Origin of the sequence: Streptomyces sp. NPDC089915 (assembly GCF_040684675.1) — a bacterium.
GTDB lineage: Bacteria > Actinomycetota > Actinomycetes > Streptomycetales > Streptomycetaceae > Streptomyces.
The window spans coordinates 13,050-34,588 of record NZ_JBFBGN010000023.1; the positions used below are offsets into that span (position 1 = coordinate 13,050).

At 75.4% G+C, this 21,539-nt stretch carries 23 protein-coding genes; 17 read left to right on the forward strand and 6 right to left on the reverse strand.

The features are described 5' to 3' along the window. Positions 1-55: 55 nt before the first annotated feature. Both AB0O29_RS10205 and AB0O29_RS10210 read right to left on the reverse strand, forming a co-directional pair. Positions 56-895, reverse strand: coding sequence for a hypothetical protein (locus AB0O29_RS10205; RefSeq protein ID WP_365149004.1), 840 nt, complete (start codon positions 893-895; stop codon positions 56-58). A 129-nt stretch (positions 896-1,024) separates the two neighbouring features. Next, complete coding sequence (locus AB0O29_RS10210) at positions 1,025-1,975, reverse strand: alpha/beta fold hydrolase (RefSeq protein ID WP_365149007.1); 951 nt, start codon at positions 1,973-1,975, stop codon at positions 1,025-1,027. Between the two features lie 122 nt (positions 1,976-2,097). On the opposite strand from AB0O29_RS10210, the gene AB0O29_RS10215 reads away from it, so the two are divergent. Beyond that, positions 2,098-2,715, forward strand: coding sequence for a TetR/AcrR family transcriptional regulator (locus AB0O29_RS10215; protein WP_365149010.1), 618 nt, complete (start codon positions 2,098-2,100; stop codon positions 2,713-2,715). Positions 2,716-2,909: 194 nt separating this feature from the next. Further along, positions 2,910-3,506, forward strand: coding sequence for a hypothetical protein (locus tag AB0O29_RS10220; protein WP_365149013.1), 597 nt, complete (start codon positions 2,910-2,912; stop codon positions 3,504-3,506). A 236-nt stretch (positions 3,507-3,742) separates the two neighbouring features. Here the strand turns inward: AB0O29_RS10220 and AB0O29_RS10225 are convergent, their stop codons facing one another. Then, positions 3,743-4,354 carry a response regulator transcription factor gene (locus AB0O29_RS10225; protein ID WP_365149016.1) on the reverse strand — a complete coding sequence of 204 codons (612 nt, stop codon included), beginning with the start codon at positions 4,352-4,354 and terminating at the stop codon, positions 3,743-3,745. A 240-nt stretch (positions 4,355-4,594) separates the two neighbouring features. Between AB0O29_RS10225 and AB0O29_RS10230 the strand changes: the two genes are divergently transcribed. Next, positions 4,595-5,575: a LuxR C-terminal-related transcriptional regulator gene (locus AB0O29_RS10230; RefSeq protein WP_365149019.1), complete on the forward strand. Its 981-nt coding sequence runs from the start codon at positions 4,595-4,597 to the stop codon at positions 5,573-5,575. A gap of 69 nt (positions 5,576-5,644) precedes the next feature. On the opposite strand, the gene AB0O29_RS10235 is transcribed toward AB0O29_RS10230, so the two are convergent. Beyond that, positions 5,645-6,067: an ATP-binding protein gene (locus AB0O29_RS10235; protein ID WP_365149022.1), complete on the reverse strand. Its 423-nt coding sequence runs from the start codon at positions 6,065-6,067 to the stop codon at positions 5,645-5,647. A 398-nt stretch (positions 6,068-6,465) separates the two neighbouring features. Between AB0O29_RS10235 and AB0O29_RS10240 the strand changes: the two genes are divergently transcribed. Both AB0O29_RS10240 and pucL read left to right on the forward strand, forming a co-directional pair. After that, positions 6,466-7,824 (forward strand): aspartate aminotransferase family protein, encoded by a 1,359-nt coding sequence (locus tag AB0O29_RS10240; protein ID WP_365149025.1) that lies wholly within the window; start codon positions 6,466-6,468, stop codon positions 7,822-7,824. 278 nt (positions 7,825-8,102) lie between these two features. Further along, positions 8,103-9,020: a factor-independent urate hydroxylase gene (pucL, locus tag AB0O29_RS10245; RefSeq protein ID WP_365149028.1), complete on the forward strand. Its 918-nt coding sequence runs from the start codon at positions 8,103-8,105 to the stop codon at positions 9,018-9,020. Positions 9,021-9,077: 57 nt separating this feature from the next. Here the strand turns inward: pucL and AB0O29_RS10250 are convergent, their stop codons facing one another. Further along, positions 9,078-9,533 carry a histidine phosphatase family protein gene (locus AB0O29_RS10250; RefSeq protein ID WP_365149031.1) on the reverse strand — a complete coding sequence of 152 codons (456 nt, stop codon included), beginning with the start codon at positions 9,531-9,533 and terminating at the stop codon, positions 9,078-9,080. Positions 9,534-9,777: 244 nt separating this feature from the next. Here AB0O29_RS10250 and AB0O29_RS10255 point away from each other — a divergent pair, with 244 nt between their 5' ends. The 7 genes from AB0O29_RS10255 (at position 9,778) to AB0O29_RS10285 (ending at position 13,863) form a co-directional block, all read left to right on the forward strand. After that, a complete protein-coding gene (locus AB0O29_RS10255) occupies positions 9,778-9,993 on the forward strand; it encodes a CbtB-domain containing protein (protein WP_344159961.1) in 216 nt (71 codons plus the stop codon). 41 nt (positions 9,994-10,034) lie between these two features. Then, positions 10,035-10,787: a CbtA family protein gene (locus tag AB0O29_RS10260; protein ID WP_365149035.1), complete on the forward strand. Its 753-nt coding sequence runs from the start codon at positions 10,035-10,037 to the stop codon at positions 10,785-10,787. A 52-nt stretch (positions 10,788-10,839) separates the two neighbouring features. Beyond that, entirely contained in the window at positions 10,840-11,085 is a 246-nt protein-coding gene (locus AB0O29_RS10265) for a hypothetical protein (RefSeq protein ID WP_365149038.1), read from the forward strand. Between the two features lie 149 nt (positions 11,086-11,234). Next, the gene (locus AB0O29_RS10270; RefSeq protein ID WP_365149144.1) at positions 11,235-12,260 is read left to right on the forward strand and encodes a helix-turn-helix domain-containing protein; all 1,026 of its coding nucleotides are present in this window, start codon (positions 11,235-11,237) and stop codon (positions 12,258-12,260) included. A gap of 304 nt (positions 12,261-12,564) precedes the next feature. Next, complete coding sequence (locus AB0O29_RS10275; RefSeq protein WP_365149041.1) at positions 12,565-13,146, forward strand: class F sortase; 582 nt, start codon at positions 12,565-12,567, stop codon at positions 13,144-13,146. A 113-nt stretch (positions 13,147-13,259) separates the two neighbouring features. Further along, the gene (locus AB0O29_RS10280) at positions 13,260-13,616 is read left to right on the forward strand and encodes a hypothetical protein (RefSeq protein ID WP_365149044.1); all 357 of its coding nucleotides are present in this window, start codon (positions 13,260-13,262) and stop codon (positions 13,614-13,616) included. 58 nt (positions 13,617-13,674) lie between these two features. Then, positions 13,675-13,863: a hypothetical protein gene (locus AB0O29_RS10285; RefSeq protein WP_365149047.1), complete on the forward strand. Its 189-nt coding sequence runs from the start codon at positions 13,675-13,677 to the stop codon at positions 13,861-13,863. 118 nt (positions 13,864-13,981) lie between these two features. Here the strand turns inward: AB0O29_RS10285 and AB0O29_RS10290 are convergent, their stop codons facing one another. Next, positions 13,982-14,395 carry a hypothetical protein gene (locus AB0O29_RS10290; RefSeq protein ID WP_365149050.1) on the reverse strand — a complete coding sequence of 138 codons (414 nt, stop codon included), beginning with the start codon at positions 14,393-14,395 and terminating at the stop codon, positions 13,982-13,984. A gap of 149 nt (positions 14,396-14,544) precedes the next feature. Between AB0O29_RS10290 and AB0O29_RS10295 the strand changes: the two genes are divergently transcribed. The 5 genes from AB0O29_RS10295 (at position 14,545) to AB0O29_RS10315 (ending at position 21,499) form a co-directional block, all read left to right on the forward strand. Next, positions 14,545-15,372, forward strand: a complete 828-nt coding sequence (locus AB0O29_RS10295; RefSeq protein ID WP_365149053.1) for a hypothetical protein — start codon at positions 14,545-14,547, stop codon at positions 15,370-15,372. Positions 15,373-15,443: 71 nt separating this feature from the next. Continuing rightward, positions 15,444-17,441, forward strand: coding sequence for an FUSC family protein (locus AB0O29_RS10300; RefSeq protein WP_365149056.1), 1,998 nt, complete (start codon positions 15,444-15,446; stop codon positions 17,439-17,441). A 79-nt stretch (positions 17,442-17,520) separates the two neighbouring features. After that, the gene (locus AB0O29_RS10305; protein ID WP_365149059.1) at positions 17,521-18,234 is read left to right on the forward strand and encodes a hypothetical protein; all 714 of its coding nucleotides are present in this window, start codon (positions 17,521-17,523) and stop codon (positions 18,232-18,234) included. Continuing rightward, a complete protein-coding gene (locus AB0O29_RS10310; RefSeq protein ID WP_365149062.1) occupies positions 18,222-19,481 on the forward strand; it encodes a HAMP domain-containing sensor histidine kinase in 1,260 nt (419 codons plus the stop codon). Before AB0O29_RS10305 ends, AB0O29_RS10310 begins: the two co-directional genes overlap by 13 nt. 392 nt (positions 19,482-19,873) lie before the next feature. Further along, on the forward strand, positions 19,874-21,499 hold the full coding sequence (locus AB0O29_RS10315) for a VWA domain-containing protein (protein WP_365149065.1): 1,626 nt from the start codon (positions 19,874-19,876) through the stop codon (positions 21,497-21,499). Positions 21,500-21,539: the final 40 nt, after the last annotated feature.

A 21,539-nucleotide genomic window follows, 5' to 3' on the forward strand; every position in this document is an offset into this window, starting at 1 on the left:
GCCCCAGGTCGCCGGCCTGGGGCTTCGCCGCTCCGCCGGGGGCGAGGGGCCCGGGTCAGGGGGTCGGCGGGTAGGTGCGGGCGGGCAGGCGGTGGCGGGCGCCGGGGGCGAGGGTGAGGGCGAAGCCGTGGTTGGCGGCCACCGCTCGGGTGTGGGACGCGGAGAGGGAGCCGTGCCGTTCGAGGGTGAGGGCGGGCAGGCCGGAGCGGCCCGTGGCGGCGGTGTGGTGGAAGGAGAGGACCGTCGTCGACGTGGGGGCGTGGTGGGGGTGGCGGTCGCGGGCGGCGGCCTCGTCGTCGTGGGCGAGGAGGGTGACGCCGGGCTCGTGGCCGAAGTCGGCGAGGACGCCCTCGGCCTGCCAGTGGGCGGGTTCGTGTGCCGCGCCGGTGCGGTGCCGGGAGGGGTTCAGCGAGGTGATGGAGAGGAACTCGCCGTCGGTGCGGTCCAGGGCCTCGGCGAGGAAGCCGTTGGAGGGGCAGCGGTGGCCCGGTGCGATCAGCCGCACGGTGGCCACCCCGTCCTGGACGGAGGTGAGGTGTTCCGGGACGCGGGTGGCGGCCGGGCCGCGGAAGCCGAACGGGCCGAGGGAGAAGAGGTCTTCGATGAGGTCCTCGACCTGCCGGCGCCGGACGGCGGCCGGCAGCCGGCTCCAGTCGAAGAGCGAGGCGATGTGCTCGCGGACCGTGGTGACGCTCGCGACCTGGGCCGGCGGGCGGCCCTTGATCCGGTTGACCCGCTCGACCGCCTCCCGGTCGGGCAGGGCCGTGAGGGCGTAGAGGTTGCCGAAGCCGTGGGCGACGGCCCGGCCTTCCGCGAGGGAGCGGGCCGCCGCGCGTACGTCCCCCGGGTTCTCCAGGGTCGGCTGCCCGCACTCCGTCGTCCGCTGCTGGATCATGGCCGGCCTCCGCGTCGTGATCGTTTGTGCATGCCAAACGACGGGGCGGGCGCACGGTCACAGGAGAGGGGCCGCGGAGGTGGTCCGGGCCCGTACCGGCGGGGCCGGGGCAGGCCGGGGCGCGGGCCGTCAGGCGGAGGTGTGTTCCAGGGTGTCGGCGTCGTCCATGAAGGTGAGCATCCGGGCGTTGACCAGGTCCGGGTGGTCGAGCTGGGGGCCGTGGCCCGTGGCCGCGACGATCTCGGCGCGGGCCCCGGGGATGAGCCGGGGGACCCGTTCCAGCTGCCGCTTCGGGTGCACCAGGAGGCTGCGCTTGCCCATGATCAGGCAGAACGGCGTGCGGATGGAGCCCAGTTCGGCGTCGGACAGCGGCAGCGGCGCGGGGCGGCGGATCCGGAACGCCCGCACGCCCGCCTGGATCCACCGGCGCAGTTCCGGGACCACCACGACCGGCTGCTCCAGCCACTTGGCGAGGGCCGGGCGCAGGGCCTTGGGCGCGAAGGTGGCGAAGAGGCTGGCGAAGATCCAGACGAAGAAGCGCAGGCCGACCTTCTCCAGCCCGCCGGGGTCGAGCGCGGTGACCGAGGCGAGCCGGCCGGGCCGCAGGTGGGCCTGGTTGATGACGAGCCAGCCGCCGTAGGAGGAGCCGACGAGGTGGACCCGGTCGAGGCCGAGCGCGTCGAGGGCCTCGTCCATCCACCGCGCGGCGCGCTCGGGCTGCCACATGGCCTCGCGCTGGACGCTGCGCCCGGGGTCGCCGGGGGTGTCGAGGGCGTAGACGGGGCGTTCGGCGCTGAGCGCGGGGGTGTTGGGGTACCACTGCGCGGAGCATCCGCCCGAGCCGTGGATGAGGACGACGGGCGTACGGGACTCGGCCGCCGGGTCGGCGGGACCGTAGCGGTAGACGCGCGTGGTGCCGAAGGTGGTCTCGACGTCCCTCTCCCAGCGGGCGGGGGCGCCCATCGCGTAGAGGGCGTCGCAGGCCTCGAAGTAGCGGTCGCGGAGTTCGGCGCTGACGTAGTGGCCTATGTCGCGGCGGACGCGGGGCGCCTTCTCGGCGTTCCTGGCGTTCTCGGGCACGGCGTTACCTCCCGGTGGGGATGCGTTCTCGGTCCTTGATCCGTTCTTCGTGATACGACCGTACCATGATGTTGGTACAGCGGTACCATGAAGATGTCGGCGGACGAACGGAGACGGCGGGTATGCCCAGGCGCGTGGACCACGAGGAACGGCGCGGCCAGATCGCGGAGGCGCTCGTACGGGTCGCCGGGCGGCGCGGGCTGCACGCCGTCGGCATGCGGGACGTGGCCGCCGAGGCGGGGGTGTCGCTGCGGCTGGTGCAGTACTACTTCGAGACCAAGGAGAAGCTGCTCCTCTACGGGCTCCAGCACCTCACCGACCGGTTCACCGCCCGCGTCGGCGCCCGCCTGGCCGCCGCCGGCCCGGCCCCGGGGCCCCGGGCGACCGCCGAGGCGCTGATCCTGGCCTCGCTGCCGACCGACGAGGAGAGCCGCGTCTTCCACCTGCTCTACTCCGCGTACGCGATCCTCTCCGTGACCGACGAGGCCCTGGCCGCCCAGCCGTTCATCGACAACCCGGACGCCGCCGAGGACGCGCTGGCCGGGCTGATCGCGGGCGCGCAGGAGGCGGGACTGGCCGATCCCGGGGCGGACGCGCGGATCGAGGCCGTCAGCCTGCTCGCGATGGCGGGGACCCTGGGCACGAGCATCCTGGTGGGCCAGCGCGGGCCCGAGTCGGCCACCGCCGTACTCCGCCACCACCTGGACCGGATCTTCACCGTCCCCGGGGAACGGGCGTAGCGGCGGGGCCGGATGACCGGGGTGGCCGGGGTGACCGGGGTGACCCGGGCCGTGACCCGGATGACAAGTGTCACGACCTCGCGTGACCCGTGTCAGCGCCTGGCCGCAGAACCTTGCCCGGGGCCGCTCCCGCGGCCGAGCATGCGGGGGTACCGGCGCACTACCGGTGCGCTTTGGAGGCGACACCCGTGGAAATGACCGCCGTCCGTCCCGTCCCTCGGACCCGACGGGAGCAGTTGCGAGGCGGTGGCCGGGCCTCGCTCATCGGCACCGGCTTCGGCGTGATGTGGTTCGCCCTGGGACAGGCCGTCGTCCACGGTGCGGCCCGGCCGTACGTCCTCGCGGCGGGCGCGCTCCTGTTCGCCGCGAGCGCCGCGACGGTCGTCCGCCTCTTCCTGCCGGCCGCGGGCACCCCCGCCGACGAGCCGGGGACAGCGCCGGCCGCGGGCGGGGGCGGCCCGAGGTTCCTGACGGTGCTGCTGGTCGAGGTCGCCGTGCTCGGCGCGGGCAACAACGTCCTGCGCACCACGCTCGGCCACCCCGAGATGATGCTGAGCTGGTCGGCCCTGGTGGTCGGCGCGCACTTCTTCCCGCTGGCCCGGACCCTGCGCGCCCCGATGCTGCGCCGGCTGGGCGCCGCGATGGCGGCCACGGTCGGCCTCGCCGCCGTCGCCGTCCTGGGGCTGGGCGCGGACGCGCAGGCCTGGCGGTACGTACCCGGGCTGGGCTGCGCGGCCGTGCTGTGGGGCGGCACCGCACTCTCGGGGCTCCGAGCGCTCCGGAGGGACTGAGCCGGGCCCGGGGGGGCGGGGGCGGCCCGGGCCTGGGCGGGGCGGGCCGGAGCGGGCCTCACCGCCGATCGGTGCGGCACCGCGCACCCCGGGCTGCGGACGGCCCGGAAGAGCTCAGCCGAGGCCGGGGCCTGGACGGCCGGACGGCGCCCCGGGGCGGGCCGGGGCGGCCCGGGGCGGGGGCGGGCCGAGCCGGGGCGGGACGGCCGGGCCCGCCCCCCGGGGGGGGCACGCCGTCAGAGCCAGCCCCGCTCCGTCGCGATGCGGGCCGCGTCGAAGCGGTTGCGGCCGCCGAGCTTTCTGATCGAGGCCGAGGTGACGTTGCGGACGGTCCCGGCCGCCAGGCACAGCTCCGCCGCGATCTCCTTGACGGTGGCCCCGCCTGCCGTGAGCCGCAGCACCTGGTGCTCCCGGGCGCTGAGCCCCGCCGCCGGTCCGGCCCCCGGGCCGCGCCCGGCCGGGGACGGGGCCAGCGTCACGCAGCCCGCCGCCACGCTCCTGAGGGTGGCGACGAGCTGCGGCAGACCCGTATCGGTCGGGACGATGCCGTGCACCCCGGCCGCCATCGCCCGGCCCACCGCCACGGGCCGGTGACCGGCCATCATGAGCACGATCCCGCACGCGGGCGCCCCCGCCCGTACCGCCGAGGCGAGGCGCAGCGCGTCATCGCCCACCGGGGTCTCCTCCAGCAGGACGACATCGGGCGCGTGCCGGTGGACGAGCGGGAGGAGGTGGCGGGGCTCGCCTCCCGCCACGACGGCCTCCATGCCGCCGCGGGACCGCAGCGCCTCGGCGAGCGCCTCCAGATAGAGGGCCCGGCTGCCGCCGACGACGACGCTGATGGCCATGGTGGATCCCCTCGCCTCCCGTCCGTGGAGATGACCACGGACGGTCCAGCCTGCGCGACGCCGTACCCCGGGCGGAAGCGGATCCGCTGGCAGCAAGGACCGCGTGGCAGCTCGGTGCCACACCCGCGCCGGGGCGGCGGGGGCGGCCGAAGTGGCCGTCCGCCCGCGCCGTCTCATAGGTTGGGACCGTATCGGCGCGGCCCCGTCCGGAGGGGGCGGCGGGGGACCGAAGGAACGGCGATGCTGGAGCCACTGGGGCTGGACGCCCGAACGGCGGACGTGTACGGGCTCCTGCTGGCGAACCGGGCGTGGGGCGTCGCGGAGATCGCGGCCCGGCTCGGCGTCACCACGGCCGAGGCGCACGCGTCCGTGGAGCGGCTGACCGCCCTGCGGCTCCTGCACCGGTCGGCCGCGAGCGGCGAGCTCCGTCCCGCCGACCCGGCGTCGGGCCTGCGCGAACTGCTCAACGAGCGCAAGCGGGAGCTGGCGGGCCGGCAGGAGGCCGTGGCCCGCTGCGAGGCCGACATGGCCGAGCTGGTCGGCGCCTACAGCGAGCTGTACACCGGCCGGACCCAGAGCGCCGCCCAGCGGTTCCTCGGCGTCGAGGCGGTGCAGGAGCGGATCCGCGCGCTCTCCGCCGAGGCCGTCTCCGAGTGCCTGACCTTCAACCCGGGCGGGGCGCAGTCCCGGGCCAGCCTCGACGCCAGCAAGCCCCTCGACCGCGCCGTCCTCGAACGCGGCGTCCGGATGCGCACGGTCTACCTGGACAGCGTCCGCAACGACGCGGTCACCACCGAGTACGCCGAATGGCTGACCGACCTGGGCGGCGAGGTGCGCACCGCGCCCTCGCTGCCGGTACGCATGCTCCTGTTCGACCGGCGGACGGTCGTCGTCCCGGCCGACCCGGAGAACACCCGCAAGGGCGCGGTCCAGCTGACCGAGCCGGGCGTGGTCGTCGGCCTGGCCGGGCTGTTCGACCGGGTCTGGGAGTCGGCCGTGCCGCTGGGCAGCCGCCGGGACCGCGACGACCGGGGCCTGACCGGCCAGGAGAGGGAGCTGCTGCGCCTGCTGGGCACCGGGCTCACCGACGAGGCCGCCGGCCGCCGGCTGGGGCTGTCGCTGCGGACGGTCCGCCGGATGATGGCGGAGCTGATGAAACGTCTCGGCGCGGGCAGCCGCTTCGAGGCCGGGCTGCTCGCGGCCCGGCGCGGATGGGCGTGACGGCGGGCGCCGACGGGTGCCGACGGGTGCCGACAGGTGCCGACGGCGGGGCCTGAGGACGGGCCACGGCTACGGCTCCGGCTCCGGCAGCGGCGACGGGACCTCCAGCCAGACCGTCTTGCCCGGGCGGGGGCCGGGCAGCGGGGCCGACCCCCAGCTCCGCGCCAGGACGTTCAGGAGGACCAGGCCGTGGCCCCCGGGCCGGGAGCGGTCCTGCACCGGGCGGGGTTTCGGCGGCTCGGGGCTGTCGTCGGTGACCTCGACCCGCAGCCGCCCGCCCGGGGCGTAGCGGAGCACCAGCTCGCGCGGGCCGCCGGCGTGCAGGCACGCGTTGGTGACCAGCTCCGAGACCAGCAGGAGCACGTCCTCCTCGGCCTCGCTCCCCGGTACCCACAGCCAGTCGGCGAGGGCCCTGCGGGTGAAGTCCCGGCACCGTGTGACGACGCCCGCCGTGGCACCGCCCAGGACCAGCCTCCGCGTCTGTTCCGCCACCGGCGCACTCCCGTCTCGGCCTCACCCGCTCCCTCGGCGCCGCACCTACCCCCGACCAGGATGGACAAATCCAGTGGTTTCGGCCACCAGGCCGCCACAGCCGCCCCACAAGACCGCCGGAGCCCCGCCGGAGCGCCTCGCGCGTCGTCGAGAGGGGTCCCGGCGGGGGCCTCCCGCGGCCTTCCAAGCGGGGTCCCGAAGGCTCGCGAACGGCCCCCACCAGGGGTTTTCGGCCGTTCTCCCCCGTGGAGCGGCCGGTCTGGGCGACGCTAATCCGGCCGTTCGCACACCGTCGAGGAAGGGCGGCCCGATCCGTCAAGTCCTCACCCGCCCGGCCCGCGCCCGCCACGCCCCCGAGGCACCACCTTGTCCACATCCTGGACAACTACCCTCGCTATATGAACGCAGATGCCGAGGCCCTCCGTACCCTCCGTACCGTGAAAGACGCCGACCGGAAGCACGTCTTCCATTCCTGGTCGGCCCAGGAGCTCATCGACCCGCTGGCCGTCGCGGGGGCCGAGGGCTCGTACTTCTGGGACTACGAGGGCAACCGCTATCTCGACTTCTCCAGCGCGCTCGTCTACACGAACATCGGCTACCAGCACCCGAAGGTGGCCGCCGCCATCGCCGAGCAGGCCGGCAAGCTCTGTACCGTCGCGCCCGGCTTCGCCGTGGACGTCCGCTCCGAGGCGGCCCGCCTGATCGCCGAGCGCACCCCCGGCGACCTCGACAAGATCTTCTTCACCAACGCCGGCGCCGAGGCCGTCGAGAACGCCGTCCGCATGGCCCGGCTGCACACCGGCCGGCCCAAGGTGATGTCCGCCTACCGCTCGTACCACGGCGCCACCACGACCGCGATCAACCTCACCGGTGACGCCCGCCGCTTCGGCAACGACACCGCGACCGCCGGCGTCGTGCACTTCTGGGGCCCCTTCCCCTACCGCTCCCCGTTCTACGCCGGCGGCGAGGCCGAGGAGTGCGAGCGCGCCCTGCGCCACCTGGAGGACACGGTCGTCTTCGAGGGCCCGCAGTCCATCGCGGCGATCATCCTGGAGACGGTCGGCGGCGCACCCGGCGTGCTCGTGCCCCCGGCCGGCTACCTGGCGGGCGTCCGCGAGATCTGCGACCGCCACGGCATCGTCTTCATCCTCGACGAGGTCATGGTCGGCTTCGGCCGCACCGGCAAGTGGTTCGCCGCCGACAACTGGGGCGTCACCCCCGACCTCCTCTGCTTCGCCAAGGGCGTCACCAGCGGATACGTGCCGCTCGGCGGCGTCGCCATCTCGGCCGCCATCGCCGAGACCTTCGCCCGCCGCCCCTACCCGGGCGGGCTGACCTACTCCGGGCACGTCCTGGCCTGCGCCGCCGCCGTCGCCACGATCAACGTGATGGAGGAGGAGGGCGTCGTCGAGCAGTCCGCCCGCACCGGCGCCGAGCTGCTGGGCCCGGGCCTGCGCGCCCTCGCCGAGCGCCACCCCTCCGTCGGCGAGGTCCGGGGCCTGGGCACCTTCTGGGCGCTGGAGCTCGTACGGGACGCGGCCACGCGCGAACCGCTCGTCCCGTACAACGCCTCCGGCGCCGACAACGCGCCCATGGCGGCCTTCGGCGCGGCCCTGAAGAAGGGCGGCCTGTGGCCCCTCCTCGCCGGCAACCGGATCCACGTGGCCCCGCCCTGCAACATCTCGGCCGAGGACGTGGCCAAGGGGCTGGCGATCCTCGACGAGGCCCTCGCCGTCACGGACGCGCACATGGCCTGAGCTGCGCGCTTGTGGGGTCGCCCAAGCCCCGGGCACCGGTGTTCGGAGGTTCCGTGCGGTGGTCAACCCTCCGTACACATGGTGCAATCCCGTCAGTACTCCAGTACTTCAGTACGACTCAGCACCTACGGACCGGGATGCACGTCAGTCCCGGGGCGGTCCTCCGGGGCCGAACGGCGGGGAGCGGGACGTCCCTCCCGGGGACGGGCGCTGGACGCCGGGCGTACGGGATCCAGACCAACGGACTCCGTGTTCCCGAGTACCCGAAGGAAGACAGCATGAGCAAGCACGTCCTGGGCCAGAACCAGTACGGCAAGGCCGAGAACCGCATCGTCGTGGTGACCCGCAAGGGCAGCGACGGCTCCTGGGCCGAGATCCGCGACCTGAACGTCTCGGTCGCCCTGCGCGGCGAGTTCCGCGACGTCCACCTCACCGGCGACAACGGCAACTGCCTGCCCACCGACACCACCAAGAACACGGTGTACGCCTTCGGCAAGGAGCACGGCATCGCCTCGCCTGAGGCCTTCGGCATCCTGCTCGCCAAGCACTTCGTCTCCTCCCAGGCCCCGATCCGCGAGGCGCAGATCCGGATCGAGGAGTTCGCCTGGGAGCGGATCCCCGTCCCGACGCGCAAGGAGCAGCACTCCTTCGTCCGCAAGGGCCAGGAGGTGCGCACCGCGCAGATCACCTACAGCGAGACCACCGGTCTCCAGGTCATCTCGGGTCTGAAGGACCTGACCGTGATGAACTCGACCAACTCCGAGTTCCACGGCTTCATCAAGGACAAGTACACGACCCTCCAGGAGGCGTACGACCGCATCCTGGCCACCAAGGTCACCGCCCGCTGGGCGCAGTCGGCGCTGGCCGCCGACGACGCCGGCTACGACTGGGACCAGTCGTACAAGAAGGTCCGCAAGCACATGCTGGAGGCCTTCGCGGAGACGTACTCCTACTCGCTCCAGCAGACCCTGAACCAGATGGCCGAGCGCGTGCTCGACAACTGCCCCAAGGTCAACGAGGTGCGCCTCAACCTGCCCAACAAGCACCACTTCCTCGTCGACCTGGAGCCCTTCGGGCTCAAGAACGACAACGAGGTCTACTTCGCGGCGGACCGGATGTACGGCCTGATCGAGGGCACCGTCCACCGTGACGGCGTCCAGCCGGTGATCGCCACCTCCGACTGGATCGTGGCGTAACGCCGGTTCCGGCACCTGTGTTCGGCCCGGACCGCGTCGCGGGGTCCGGGCCGTTCCTCATTCCGGGGCCTGTCCGACCAGCAGGTTCCAGCGGCCGGCCCGGCCGCTGAGGGCGGTGACGGTGCCGGGGCGGACGTCGAGCCGCCAGAAGGCCGCCGCCGGCAGCTCCAGGGCGGCCACCACGGCCGCCCGTACGACGGCCTGCGCGACCACCGCCCCGTGCCGGCCGGGCTCCAGCCCCGCCAGGTGCTCCCCCGTGCGGGTGATCAGCGCGGCCACCGACTCGCCTCCGCCGGGCGGGGCGAACTCCGGGTCGGTGAGCCAGCGCCGGACCGCCTCCGGGTCCTCGGCGGCGACCTCGTCCAGGGTTCGGCCCGCCCATCCCCCCATGTCCGGTCCGGCCAGGCCCTCGTGGCCCGGGCAGGGCAGCGCGGGCGCGAACCGCCCCCGGCGGGCGGCCTCGTCGAGCGGGGGCGTGGTCAGGTGCAGGCGCACCGGAGGAGTCAGGGACATAAAAAGAGCGTAAAGCGCACGCCCGGGGCGTGAGACGGCGGCCACACGCCGTGGTGTTCAAGCCAGGAGCGCGCTACCGTCTCGGACGACATCATGAAGAAGGTATGACGGAAGTACCGGTGAGAATCCGGCACGGTCGCGCCACTGTGAATCCTCCCGCGGCGACGGGGGAGGGAAGTCAGACCCGCCAGCCTTCGACGAGAGCACCACTGACCGGGACGCGTGTTCCCCTGGAGGTTCTGCCATGGCCCACTCCGCCGTGCCCGCTTCGGCCCCCGTCGCCGTAGCCCCCATCTCGCTCTCCGCGCTGGCCCCCTGGGCCGCCTTCGCCGCCGTCGTGACCCTGTTCCTGCTGTACCTCGTCGGCGTCGAGCAGGGTGCCGCCGCGATCTTCCAGGGCGAGAACGTCCACGAGTGGATGCACGACGGCCGCCACCTGCTCGGCTTCCCCTGCCACTGACCTCCTGCTGATCCTCCGCTGATCACGCAAGGAGCTCCTACGTGAACACCATCTCCCCCCGGGTCCTGCTGGTCCGGGGCATGCTGGCCGGCCTGCTCGCGGGCGTCGCCGCCTTCCTCGTCGCGTACCTGCTCGGCGAGTCCAAGGTGGACGCGGCGATCGCCATCGAGGAGGCCGGCGAGGCCGCGCACGACCACGCCGAGGCCGCCCCGGTCAGCCGGGCCCTCCAGGCCACGGCCGGTCTCGGCACCGGCACCCTGCTCTACGGGCTCGCGCTCGGCGGTATCGCCGCGCTCGTGTTCTGCTTCGCCCTCGGCCGCATCGGCCGCTTCGGCCCCCGGGCCACGGCGGCCCTGGTCAGCGGCGGGCTGTTCGTCACCGTCGCGCTGGTGCCGTTCCTCAAGTACCCCGCCAACCCGCCCGCGGTGGGCGACCCCGACACGGTCGTCAGGCGGACCACCCTCTACCTGCTGATGATCGCCCTGAGCGTGCTGCTGGCCTCGGCCGCCCTGATCCTGGGACGGCGGCTCGCGCCGCGCCTGGGCAACTGGAACGCCTCGGTCGTCGCCGCACTCGGCTTCATCGCGGCCGTCGGCATCGCCTACGCGCTGCTGCCCGGCATCAACGAGGTGCCGGCGGACTTCCCGGCGGCGCTGATCTGGCAGTTCCGGCTCGCCTCGCTGACCATCCAGGCGACGGTGTGGACTACTTTCGGCCTGGCCTTCGGTTTTCTAGCCGAACGCGCTATTGCCCCCGCCGCCGCTCCCAAGGAGGCTGTACAGCCGACGAGTTGAGCGAGGCACTCCGGTTGCGTACGCGCCGGGTGCGGAGGGTGGGAGCCGGGACATGCAGTCCGCGATCCGGGAATGGCGGGGCTGGACCGGCGCCGCACCCTTCTGGCTGAACTCGGTGCTGCTGGGCCTGGCCCCGTTCACGGCCGTCCCCCTCTTCGCCCAGATGGGCGTCATCACCGCCCTGGCCGCCCTCGGCGGACTGGCCCGCCAGCTCTGGTACGGGGACTACGGCCACCCCGCGATGCACCTCGCCGCCGCCCTCATGGGGGCGGCGGCGATCGTGTTCGTGGTGCTCTGAACCGGCCCACCGCCGCCGCCCCGGAACCGCCCCACCGCCGAACAGCCCTCCCGACAAGGAAGAATGGGGCTTTTCGAGCGGAAAAGGGGGCCGGTGTGACGGCGGCGGGGCGGGACATACCCGAGGAGTACCTGACCGGGTACGTACGCATGCTCGGGGAGGTCGCGGCCACCGGGCGCCGGCCCGCTCGCGAGGAGCTCGACGCCCGCCGCGAGCTCGGCGAGCGGGCCGCCGGGGCGGGGTACGGGCTCGGCGCCCTGGTCGGCGCCCACCTCGCCGCCGCCCGCGCCGCGCTCGGCGGCCGGACCGCCCCGGACCGCGCGACGGCCGCCGTGGAACGGGCGTCCGAGCAGGCCGTGGACGCCTTCGCCGAGGGGTACGAGCGGGCCTGGCGGCCGGCGGTGCGGCAGGAGGAGGCCGCCCGCCGCGAGTTCGTCGACGGCCTCCTCCTCGGCCGCGGCGGCCCGGAGCGGCCCGCCGGGCCCGCCGTCGGCCACGGGCCGCTCCCGGACGGGAGCCACGCGGTGGCCGTCGCCCGCGCGGCGGCCCCCTACGCGGACGGGAGCCCGCAGGTGCGGCGGCTGGAGCGGGAGCTGGCGGGGGCTGTGCTGCTCGCCGCCAAGGAGGGGCTGCTGGTCTGCGTGGCGCCCTCCGGCGCAGGGGGCGGGGACGGCGACGGGGTGCTGGCCGAGTTCGCGCACCGGGCCGGGGCCCTGTCCGGGCCGGGCGGGCTCGTCGCGGTCGGGCGTCCGCACCCCGGCCCGGGCGGGGTGGCCGCCTCGTACGAGGAGGCCCTGGGCGCCCTCGGCCTCGCCGACCGGCTCGGCCTGGCGGGGCCGCTGCTGCGCGCCGCCGACCTGCTGGTCTTCCCCGTGCTCACCCGGGACCGGGCCGCCCTGGCCGACCTGGTCCTCACCGTCCTCGGCCCCCTGCGGGCCGGGCGCGGCGGAGCCGTACCCCTGCTGGAGACGCTGACCGCCTACTTCGACGCCGGCTGCGTGGCGGCGGAGGCGGCCCGCCGGCTGGGCCTGAGCGTACGGGCGCTGACGTACCGGCTGGAGCGCATCCACAGCCTGACGTCCCACGACCCCGCCGACCCGCCCGCCCGCTACACCCTCCAGACCGCCACCCTCGGCGCCCGCCTCCTCAACTGGCCCACCGACCCGCTCCCGTAGCCCGGTCCCCGGCCGGGCGGGGAGGCCTGGGGCCCCGGCCGGGCGGGGAGGCCCGGGGGGCCTGCGGGGAGCCGGGGGAAGCCGGCGGGGAGCCCGCGGGGAGCAACTCCCTCACCCTTTCGGAGGCACCGCCCCCCGTTTTCGCCACGGCCCCCGCCCCCGTCGCCATCTGCGAAGACTCCCCCGCACCCCCCGACACACCGATGACGCACCGTCAACTCACGCACCCCGCCGACGTGCCGACCCACCGGCGGTGGGCCACGCTCCCAGGACCGGCCGCCCGAGCCGGCCCAGGAGGAATGCCATGTCCCGCGCCCCGTGGGCGGCCGCCGCGCTGACGGTCACTCTGCTCTGTACCGGCATCGGCCTGTTGCACGGCGGAGAGGGCGCGGAGCCGGGTACCTCGGGCATCGCCGACGCACTCCCCTCACGCGCGCTGGGCCTGTCCGGCCACCGCCGCCTGGTGCGCGAGCTGGAGCACTCCGGCACCCACACCCCGGCCCGCCGGAGCCGCACCGGAGCCGCCGGCCCGCTGCGCGCCGCGCGTCCGCTGCGGCTGCGGATCCCCAGCCTCGGGGTGGACCTCCCGCTGGCCGAGGGGACGCCCGCCGGGGAGGACACGGCCGGCTGGGACGCCGCGGGACCGGCCCCCGGCTCGGCCGGCACCGCCGTGGTCACCGGCAACGGGCTCGCCCTCGCCGAACTGCGGCGCGGCCGCACCATCGAGATCCCGCGCGCGGACCACCGTACGGCCGTGTTCACCGTCGAGCGGGTCTCCCCGTACGGGGTCAACGCCCCCGACCGGAGCGGGCGGGCCCGGCTGCGGCTGGTCAGCGGTGAGACCTCCGTCCTCGCGCGGCTGACCGGACCGCTGCGCACCGGCTGAGCGCGGTGCGCCCGTCCGGACCGTCAGCCGAGGGGGGTGTCTTCGTCCCCCGGTCGGGGGCTTCTCGGGGGCGGCGGGGGAGTCCGCGGGCGCGGCGGGGCATGGAAGCCCCCATGAGCGGTGCGCGGTACGCGCGGTCGGTGCTGGCGCGGGCCCTGACGGTGGCCTGCGTCGCCCTGCTGTGCCTGTTCGGCGCCGGTCCGGCGGCGGCCGCCACCGCGGGCGCCGACTCCCGTACGGCCTCCTCCGCCCCGGCCGATCCCGCCGAGGGGCAGTCGGATCCGGCCGCGGATCCCGACGCCCGGGCGGACGTGCGCTCGGTCGTGCGCGCCGTGCCCGCGCCGCGCGGGCTGCCGTCGGAGACGTTTCACGTGAAACACGCGGGCGATTCCACCCGTGTGGTCCAGGGCGGGCCGGCCACGGCGGCCGTGCCCCGGCGGGCGGCCCGGAGCGTGGTCCTGCGCTGCTGAGGGGTCCGAGCGGCAGAACTCCCCCCACACACCCCTTGGACCACCGTGAGGTTCCGTCATGCCCGTCGACCCGTACGCCGCCCTGAACGCCATGATCCGCGCGGAGGCCGCCCGGTTCTCCCCGGCGGCCCGCGAGGACCGTCCCGCACCGCGGGTCCCGGCCCGCGAGAGCGCCCCCGAGGCCCCCGAGACCGTGTCCGTGTCCGGCGGTGAGCCCCAGCGGCACCCCGCCGACCCGGCGGCTTAAGGCCCGGACGCCCGGGGCCGGAACACGCGGCCGGCCCCGTTCCGCCATGAGACGGCGCCGGTTCCCGTGCCCCCGGAGACGGGGCGCGGGAACCGGCGCCGCGGCCGGTGCGCGGGGTTCAGTCCTCCCGCGTGTAGTACCGGTAGAAGGCGATGACCCCGACACCGATGCCCGAGAAGAGGCCGACGACGGTGGCGCGGAGCACGGACTGGTTGGTGAGGCTGTGCAGATAGCCGACGGCGATCCCGATGAAGACCCCGTACGCGGCCGCGTGCACCTCCCGCTTGAGCCTCGGTCCGACCCGGGCGAGGGCGAACATGATGCCGGCGAAGACGACGCCGCAGAGGATTCCGTAGAAGACGTTGCCCGCGTCGACCGGGCCCATCTGGCGGTTGATGAAGGCCGCCCAGACCCCGTACACGAGGCCGGCCAGCAGCGGGCGGGCCAGATCGCTCTTGGTGATGCCGTGCGAATGCGCCGACGCCGTCGGGCGGTGGTACCGCCGGGGCGCGGTGGGGGCCGCGTGTGCCATGGCGGGGCTCCTCTCTTCCAGCCTCCAGGGCACACCCGCCGCCCCGGGGCGGCAAGTGGATCACCCGTCCGGGTCGACCGGGGCGCCGCCGCTCCCCGTACGCAGCAACCGGGGTGGCGCCCGGGCCGGCCCCCGCCTTCCCTGGTGACGTGCGCACCTTCCTGTCGGCGGCCCTCATCGTGCTCGTGGCCCTCCTCGTGCCCGCGAGCGCGGTCGCGTACTGGGCCGACCGCCGACTGGGTGACGCCGACGGCTACACGGCCGCCATGGCCCCCCTCGCCAACGACCCCGCCGTCCAGGGGGTGGTCGTCACCCAGGCCACCCGCGCCCTGTCCGGGCAGATCGACGCGGGCCCCTTCCAGGGCGGGGTGGACGCCCTGATCGGTGAGGCCCTGCGCTCCTTCGCCGGGACCCCCGCCTACCGGACGGCCTGGGACGCCGCCAACCGGGCCGCCCACACCGCGTTCCTCGACGCCCTCACCACCGGCCACGGGGACGCCGTCACCATCGACCTCGCACCGGTGATCGCCCAGGTCAAGGGGGAGCTGGTGGCCGACGGGGTGCCCTTCGCCGACCGCATCCCCGAGACCCACCTGTCCGTCGAGGTCATGGAGTACGACGGCCTCGGCGCGCTCCGGAAGGGGTTCCGCATGCTCCAGGTCGCGGGGGTCTGGCTCCCGGTGCTGACCGTGCTGCTCGCCGCGGCGGCCGTGGCCGTCGCCGTGCGCCGCCGCCGCGCCGTACTGGCCACCGGTCTCGGCATCGCCACGGGGGCCGTGCTGCTGGGGATCGCGGTCGGCGTGTGCCGCCGGCTGACCCTCGACGACCTCCCGGCCGACATCGACCGGGCCGCCGCCGGGGCCGTCTACGACGCGCTCACCGCGTTCCTGCGGACCACCACCTGGGTGGTCCTCGCGATCGGGCTGGCGACCGCGCTCACCGCATGGCTGACCGGACGACTGCGCCGCACCCCATAAGCTCGGAACATACCCATCCTCCGCAGAACGCCCCAGAAGAACCGATTCGCGAGCGGTGACACGGAAGCGGAATGACCAGCGAACGACGTACCGGGCACATACCGCCCGACCCGCCCCGGGCCCACCCCCTGGCTCCCCCCTCCTGGCTGCTCGCGGGACTGCGGCCGAGCGGCACGCGCGTCCCCTGGGCCGCGGTCGCGCGCGCCGGGATCGCGCTGTCGGTCCCGCTCACCGTCGGCTTCGCCCTGGACGAGCCCGAGTACGGGGCGCTCGCCTCCATGGGCGCCCTGTCGGGGGTGATCGGCGACACCGCCGACGCCTACCGGATGCGGATCCTGAACATCGCCCTCCCCCAGCTGCTGGGCGCGATCGGGGTGGCCCTGGGCACCCTCGTCTACGGCCACGGCTGGGTCGCCGTCGCCGTCCTCACCCTGATCGCCCTGGTCTCCGGGATGATCTCCTCGATCGGCACGGTCGCCTCCGCCTCCGGGCTGGTGTTCCTGCTCAACGCCGTCGTCGGCGCCGGGCTGCCGATGCCCGAACCCTGGTGGACGGCTCCGCTGCTGCTGGCCGCCGGCGGCCTGTTCGTCCTGCTGCTCACCCTGCTGGGCTGGCCGCTGCGCGGCCGGCAGCCCGAACGGGCCGCCGTCGCGGCCGTCTACGGGGCCGTGGCCGACGCCCTGGAGGCCGCGGGCGGACCCGTCGCCGTGTACGACGAACGCCGGCAGCAGGTCACCCACGCCCTCAACCAGGCCTACGACCTCGTCCTCGGCCGCCGGGCCCGGGTCCACGGGCGCAGCCCCTCGCTGGTGCGGGTGCTCGCCCAGCTGAACGTGCTGATCCCGCTGGTGGAGGCCGCGCCCGCCGCGCACCTGCGCGGCCGTCCGCTGCCGCCGCAGGTCCCGGCGGCGGTACGGGAGCTGGCCGCCGCCGTCGAGGAGGGCCGCACCGGGACGCCCGTCCTCGACCTGCCCGCCCCGCACAGCCCGTCGGAACGGGCCGTGGACGCCGCCCTGCGGCACGCGGCGAAGATCGTGCACCTCGCTGAGCCGGACCCGTACAACGTCGACGACCGCCTCGGCCGGCCCGCCGCGCTGCGCGTCCGGGCCGGCCGGGTGGTGCGCGACATGATGCTGTCCGAGGCCTCCTGGCGCTACGGGCTCCGGCTGGCGCTGTGCATCGGCCTGGCCCAGTCGCTGGTCTCCCTGGTCGAGGTGGAGCGTTCCTACTGGGTGGCGCTGACGGTCACCTTCGTCCTCAAACCGGACTTCGGCTCGGTGTTCTCCCGCGCGGTGCTGCGCGCCCTCGGGACGGCGGCGGGGCTGGTGCTGGCCGCCGCCGTGCTGGCGGAGGTGCCGCGCGGCTGGTGGGACGTGCCGGTGATGATGGTGCTCGCCGCGCTGATCCCGGCGTTCTCCGCGAAGGGGTACGCCTTCCAGACCGCGGCCATCACCCCGGTGATCCTGCTGCTCTCGGACCTCCTCAACCACCAGGGCTTCGACCTGATCCGGCCCCGGCTGCTGGACAGCCTCATCGGCTGCGCCATCACCCTGGTCGCCGGCTACCTGCTGTGGCCCGAGAGCTGGCACACCCGGATCGGGGACCGGCTCGCCGACGCCGTCGACGACGCCGCCCGCTACGTGGAGCGGGCCTTCGCCCCGGTCGCGGACGAGGCGGAGCTGCGGGCGGCCCGCCAGTCCCGGCTCCAGGCCCGGCGCCGGATCTACCGCGACCTGTCGGGCGTGCGCAGCGAGTTCCAGCGGGCCCTGACCGAACCCCCGCCGACCGGGGCCCGGGCCGCCGCCTGGTGGCCGCTGGTGGTGGCCGTGGAACGGATCGTGGACGCCACCACGGCGGCCCGGGTCCGCGTCAACCACGGGGCCTCCGCCCCGCCGCCGTCCGAGGTGGACCGGATCGCGGGCCAGCTCCGCGAACTGGCCGAGGGCATCCGCAGCAGCGAGACCCTGGTCCGTGTCGAGGTCCCCCCGGGGGGCGACGACGCGGGCGTCCTGGCCCCCCTCCACCAGGAGGTGGCCGCCGCCCGCGCCATCTCCCAGCCGGCCCCCTGACCGTCCCGGCGCGCGGAGCCGGTCCCCCGAACGCCCCGCGCGCCGGGCCCGGCCCCGCCGGGCGGGGCAGCATCGGTACATGCGCACCCGCCGCCCCCGGGCCCTGGCAGCCGTCGCCCTCCTGGCGGCGACCGCCGGCTGCGCCGACGCGGAGGGCCTCTCGGACCAGGGCGACCGGGGCACCGTCCACGCCCCCACGACCCTGTGGAAGGGCTACTTCCCCGACCCGCCGAGCCCCGGACAGCAGCCGGGTGCGGCGGCCGTCGTCCCCGGCCTGCCCAAAGTGCCGGGGCTGAGCATGCGCGGGGTGGACGCCCTGGCCGTCATCCGGGCCGACATCACCTCCGCCACCGCCGAGGACGGCGGCACCGGCCGCCTCGTGGACCCCCGGGCCGTCCAGCGGCTCGCGCTCTGCACACAGACCGGGGGCGGCGGCCCGAACTGCCCCGTGCGGCCCGGCGTCCTGCACGACCTGACCGGCAACGGCCGGGAGGAGCTGATCACCGCGCTCGACGTGGACGGCCGCCTCTCCGAACTGCGCGTCTACACCGTCCAGGACGACGGCCGGATCGCCCGCGTCCTCTCCCGGCGCGGGGTCCTGGAGGGCGTGGAGGTGGCCGCCGAACACCTGGCGGTCCGCGAACCGACCTCGAACCCCGTCTACATCTCCGTCTCCGACTACGTCTGGGACCCCAACACCAAGAGCATGAGCCTGTCCCAGCTCACCCTCGACGACTGTCCCACCCTCACCGATGTCCCGCTGAGCGCGGACCGGCAGCGATGCGCGCGCTGAACAGCCTGCGCTGGAAGATCGCCCTCACCACCACCCTGGTGTGCTGCACGGTGGCCGCCGCCCTGGGCATCGCCGTGCACAACGTGGTCGCCCGCCAGGTGGTCGGGGAGGTCCGCAAGGACGTGGACCGGGAGCTGGAGCACGCCCTCGGCCACTACGAGTACGGCACCGCGCACGGCGACGTCCACGCCGCCCTCGACCCGCCCGGCCTCCCCGGCCCCCTGCGCGCCCTCGTCGCCCGCGGCCGGACCGGCAGCATGGTCGGCACCCACCAGGGCAAGCCCGTCATGTGGGGGGCCGCGCCCGCCGACCGGCAGGCGCTCGCGGTCTGGATCCCGTACGAGAACACCCGCGCCCGGCTCCGGGACCTGGACACCGCGATCCTCGTCTCCTCCGCGCTCGCGGCCGGAGTGGTGGCGCTGGCCGGCCTGTTCCTCGCCAACCGGATCAGCCGCAGCCTCACGGCCACGGCCTCCGTCGCCCGCCGGATCAGCGCCGGGGACCTGGACGCCCGGGTCGGCTTCCCGGCCGGCGACGACGCCCCCGGCACCCGCCGCTCCCACGACGAGGTGCGGGACGTGGCGCGGGCCCTGGACTCGATGGCCGCCTCGCTCCAGGACCGGCTGGAGGCGGAGAAGCGGTTCACCGCCGACGTCGCGCACGAGCTGCGCACCCCGCTGACGGGCTCGCTGGCCGCCGCCGCGCTGCTGCCCGAGGGCCGGCCCAAGGAGATGATCGAGGACCGGCTGCGGGCCCTGCACCTGCTCACCGAGGACCTGCTGGAGATCTCCCGGCTGGACTCGGGGGTCGAACGGGCCGACCTCGCCCAGGTGGAGCTGGGCCGGGCCGTCCGGCGGGCCGTCGCCGGCTCCCGGCTCGCCGCCGAGGTCCGGGTGGTCCGGGACGCGGTGGTGCTCACCGACCGGCGGCGCCTGGAGCGGATCCTCGTCAACCTCCTGGTCAACGCCCACAAGCACGGGCGGCCGCCGGTGGAGGTGACGGTGGACGGGCCGGTGGTGGTGATCCACGACCACGGCTCCGGCTACCCTGCCGAACTGATCGAGCAGGGCCCCCAGCGGTTCCGCACGGGAGACCCGGGGCGCGGCCGCGGTCACGGACTGGGCCTGACGATCGCGGTGGGCCAGGCGGCCGTTCTGGAGATCGCCCTGGGATTCGCCAACGCCCCCGACGGCGGCGCCCTGACCACGCTCCGGCTCCCGGTGGGGCGGCTCCCGGAGGGGAGTTGACCCTCTGCGGGACCGGCGGACGTTTCACGTGAAACATCGCCGGACGGACAACTCGGCCTCCTCGTCGGGGCGGCGGGGGCTCGCGCGCGGAGTCCTCCGGTGGCCGCGTACGCACGGATCCGGCCACGACGGCGGGGGCGGGCTGCGCCGATGCGGCGGCGCGGGGATGAACGGTGGATGAACCCGGCACGGCGGGGGGCCAGTTCGTGCGGGCGGCCGGGTTGGGTGGTAGGACGGGCACCACGAAGGGCGCCCCTGCCGTCGTTCCAGCCAGGGGGCCGATAACCTTACGTGTCCACTCTGGGCAGGGATCAACCGCGCAGCACGGACAAATGACGCACGCACTCATGCGAAAGGCCTGGCCCATGGGTATTCGGAGCTTGTTGCGCAAGGTGTTCGGAAGGACTGCGGAGCCGGTCCCCGAGACTTCGGACGCCCCAGCGGCGGCCGTCCCCAGCCAGGCCGAGCGCACTCCGCTGGACGCGGCGGCCGACCTGGTGGCGGCGTCCTTCGACAATCCGACGGTCCCGCCGCAGTCCGCGCCGCGCGACCGCGAGGCGGGCACCCTGCTGACCGCCCCCGCCACCACCACCGACCCCACGGTCCCGGAGGCCCGCCGCCCCTCGGGCCCCTCGGGCCCGGCCACCCCGGAACCGGCCCCCGCCGAACCGGAGGCACCGCAGGCCCAGGAGGCCCCGGAACCGGAACCGGCCGCGGCCGCCGCCCCCGTTGCCGCCGAGCCGATCGCGGAGCCCGAGCCGGCCGCGGCCGAGCCCGCGCCGGAGGCCGCCGCCGAATCCGAGGCACAGCCGGAGGAGGCCACGGCCGCCGAGGCCGAGGCCCCGCAGGCGCAGGAAACCCCCGCCCCGGAGGCCGAAGCAGACCCCGAGGCCGACGCCGCCCAGGCCGCCGCCGAACCCGGGGCCGAGGCCGCACCCGCCACCGAGGCCGAGCCGGAGCGGCAGCCCGAAGCGGACGCCGAGCCCGAGCCCACCGCCGAGGCCGACGCCGAGCCCGTGGCCGCCCAGGCCGACCCCGAGCCGCAGCCCGAAGCCAACGTCGAGCCCGAGCCGGAGCCCGCCGCCCAGGCCGACCCCGAGCCGCAGCCCGAGGCCGACGCCGAGCCCGAGCCCGCCGCCGCCCAGGCGGACACCGAGGCCGAGCCCGACGCCGAGCCCGAGCCCGTCGCCGCCCAGGCCGACCCCGAGCCTCAGCCCGAGGCCGACGCCGAGCCCGAGGCCGAGCCGTTCGCCGCCCAGGCCGACCCCGAGCCGGTGGCCGAAGCGCACCCGGACGCGGAGGCGGAAGCGGAGGCCGAAGCGGAAGCGGAAGCGGTGGCCGAGCCGGAGGCCGGTGCCGGGCCCGCGTTCCCCGCCTCCGCCGTGCGGCGCAAGGGCGGGGCCGTCGGTGCGGCGTACAAGGCCGCCGGGCAGGTGCTGCGGGCCAAGGGGAAGCCCGGGGCACGCGCCAAGGTGTACCTGGTCCTGGACCGCTCCGGCTCGATGCGCGGGTTCTACAAGGACGGCAGCGCCCAGTACCTCGCCGACCACGCCCTCGCGCTCGCCGCGCACCTGGACGAGCAGGCCACCGTGCACACGGTGTTCTTCTCCACCGAACTCGACGGCACCGCCGAGCTGACCCTCGACGGCCACGACGAGGCCTGGGTCGAGGCCCGCCACGCCGAGCTCGGCCGGATGGGCCGCACCAGCTACCACGTGGCCGTCGAGGCCGTCGTCGAGCGGTACCAGAAGGACGGCGGCGAGGGCCCGGCCCTGGTCGTGTTCCAGACGGACGGCGCGCCCGACAACGTCCGCCCCGCCCGCCAGGCGATCGCGGACGCCGCCGCCACCGCCCCCGGCGTCCACTGGCAGTTCGTCGCGTTCGGCGACCACGACGCCAAGGCCTTCGACTTCCTGCGCAAGCTGGACGCCGAGAACGCCGGCTTCTTCCACGCCGGCCCCGCCCCCGCGGAGCTGACCTCGGCCGCCCTCCTCAAGGGCGTCCTCGACCGGTTCTGAGCGGTACGAGGAACGACGAAGGGCCCGGGATCCGCGAGGA

Bases quoted from the DNA above. Each gene is read 5' to 3' on its own strand.
- AB0O29_RS10205 (WP_365149004.1), bottom strand. From the start codon at position 895: ATGATCCAGCAGCGGACGACGGAGTGCGGGCAGCCGACCCTGGAGAAC.
- AB0O29_RS10215 (WP_365149010.1), top strand. From the start codon at position 2,098: ATGCCCAGGCGCGTGGACCACGAGGAACGGCGCGGCCAGATCGCGGAG.
- AB0O29_RS10220 (WP_365149013.1), top strand. From the start codon at position 2,910: ATGACCGCCGTCCGTCCCGTCCCTCGGACCCGACGGGAGCAGTTGCGA.
- AB0O29_RS10225 (WP_365149016.1), bottom strand. From the start codon at position 4,354: ATGGCCATCAGCGTCGTCGTCGGCGGCAGCCGGGCCCTCTATCTGGAG.
- AB0O29_RS10230 (WP_365149019.1), top strand. From the start codon at position 4,595: ATGCTGGAGCCACTGGGGCTGGACGCCCGAACGGCGGACGTGTACGGG.
- AB0O29_RS10240 (WP_365149025.1), top strand. From the start codon at position 6,466: ATGAACGCAGATGCCGAGGCCCTCCGTACCCTCCGTACCGTGAAAGAC.
- pucL (WP_365149028.1), top strand. From the start codon at position 8,103: ATGAGCAAGCACGTCCTGGGCCAGAACCAGTACGGCAAGGCCGAGAAC.
- AB0O29_RS10250 (WP_365149031.1), bottom strand. From the start codon at position 9,533: ATGTCCCTGACTCCTCCGGTGCGCCTGCACCTGACCACGCCCCCGCTC.
- AB0O29_RS10255 (WP_344159961.1), top strand. From the start codon at position 9,778: ATGGCCCACTCCGCCGTGCCCGCTTCGGCCCCCGTCGCCGTAGCCCCC.
- AB0O29_RS10265 (WP_365149038.1), top strand. From the start codon at position 10,840: ATGCAGTCCGCGATCCGGGAATGGCGGGGCTGGACCGGCGCCGCACCC.
- AB0O29_RS10270 (WP_365149144.1), top strand. From the start codon at position 11,235: ATGCTCGGGGAGGTCGCGGCCACCGGGCGCCGGCCCGCTCGCGAGGAG.
- AB0O29_RS10275 (WP_365149041.1), top strand. From the start codon at position 12,565: ATGTCCCGCGCCCCGTGGGCGGCCGCCGCGCTGACGGTCACTCTGCTC.
- AB0O29_RS10280 (WP_365149044.1), top strand. From the start codon at position 13,260: ATGAGCGGTGCGCGGTACGCGCGGTCGGTGCTGGCGCGGGCCCTGACG.
- AB0O29_RS10285 (WP_365149047.1), top strand. From the start codon at position 13,675: ATGCCCGTCGACCCGTACGCCGCCCTGAACGCCATGATCCGCGCGGAG.
- AB0O29_RS10290 (WP_365149050.1), bottom strand. From the start codon at position 14,395: ATGGCACACGCGGCCCCCACCGCGCCCCGGCGGTACCACCGCCCGACG.
- AB0O29_RS10300 (WP_365149056.1), top strand. From the start codon at position 15,444: ATGACCAGCGAACGACGTACCGGGCACATACCGCCCGACCCGCCCCGG.
- AB0O29_RS10305 (WP_365149059.1), top strand. From the start codon at position 17,521: ATGCGCACCCGCCGCCCCCGGGCCCTGGCAGCCGTCGCCCTCCTGGCG.
- AB0O29_RS10310 (WP_365149062.1), top strand. From the start codon at position 18,222: ATGCGCGCGCTGAACAGCCTGCGCTGGAAGATCGCCCTCACCACCACC.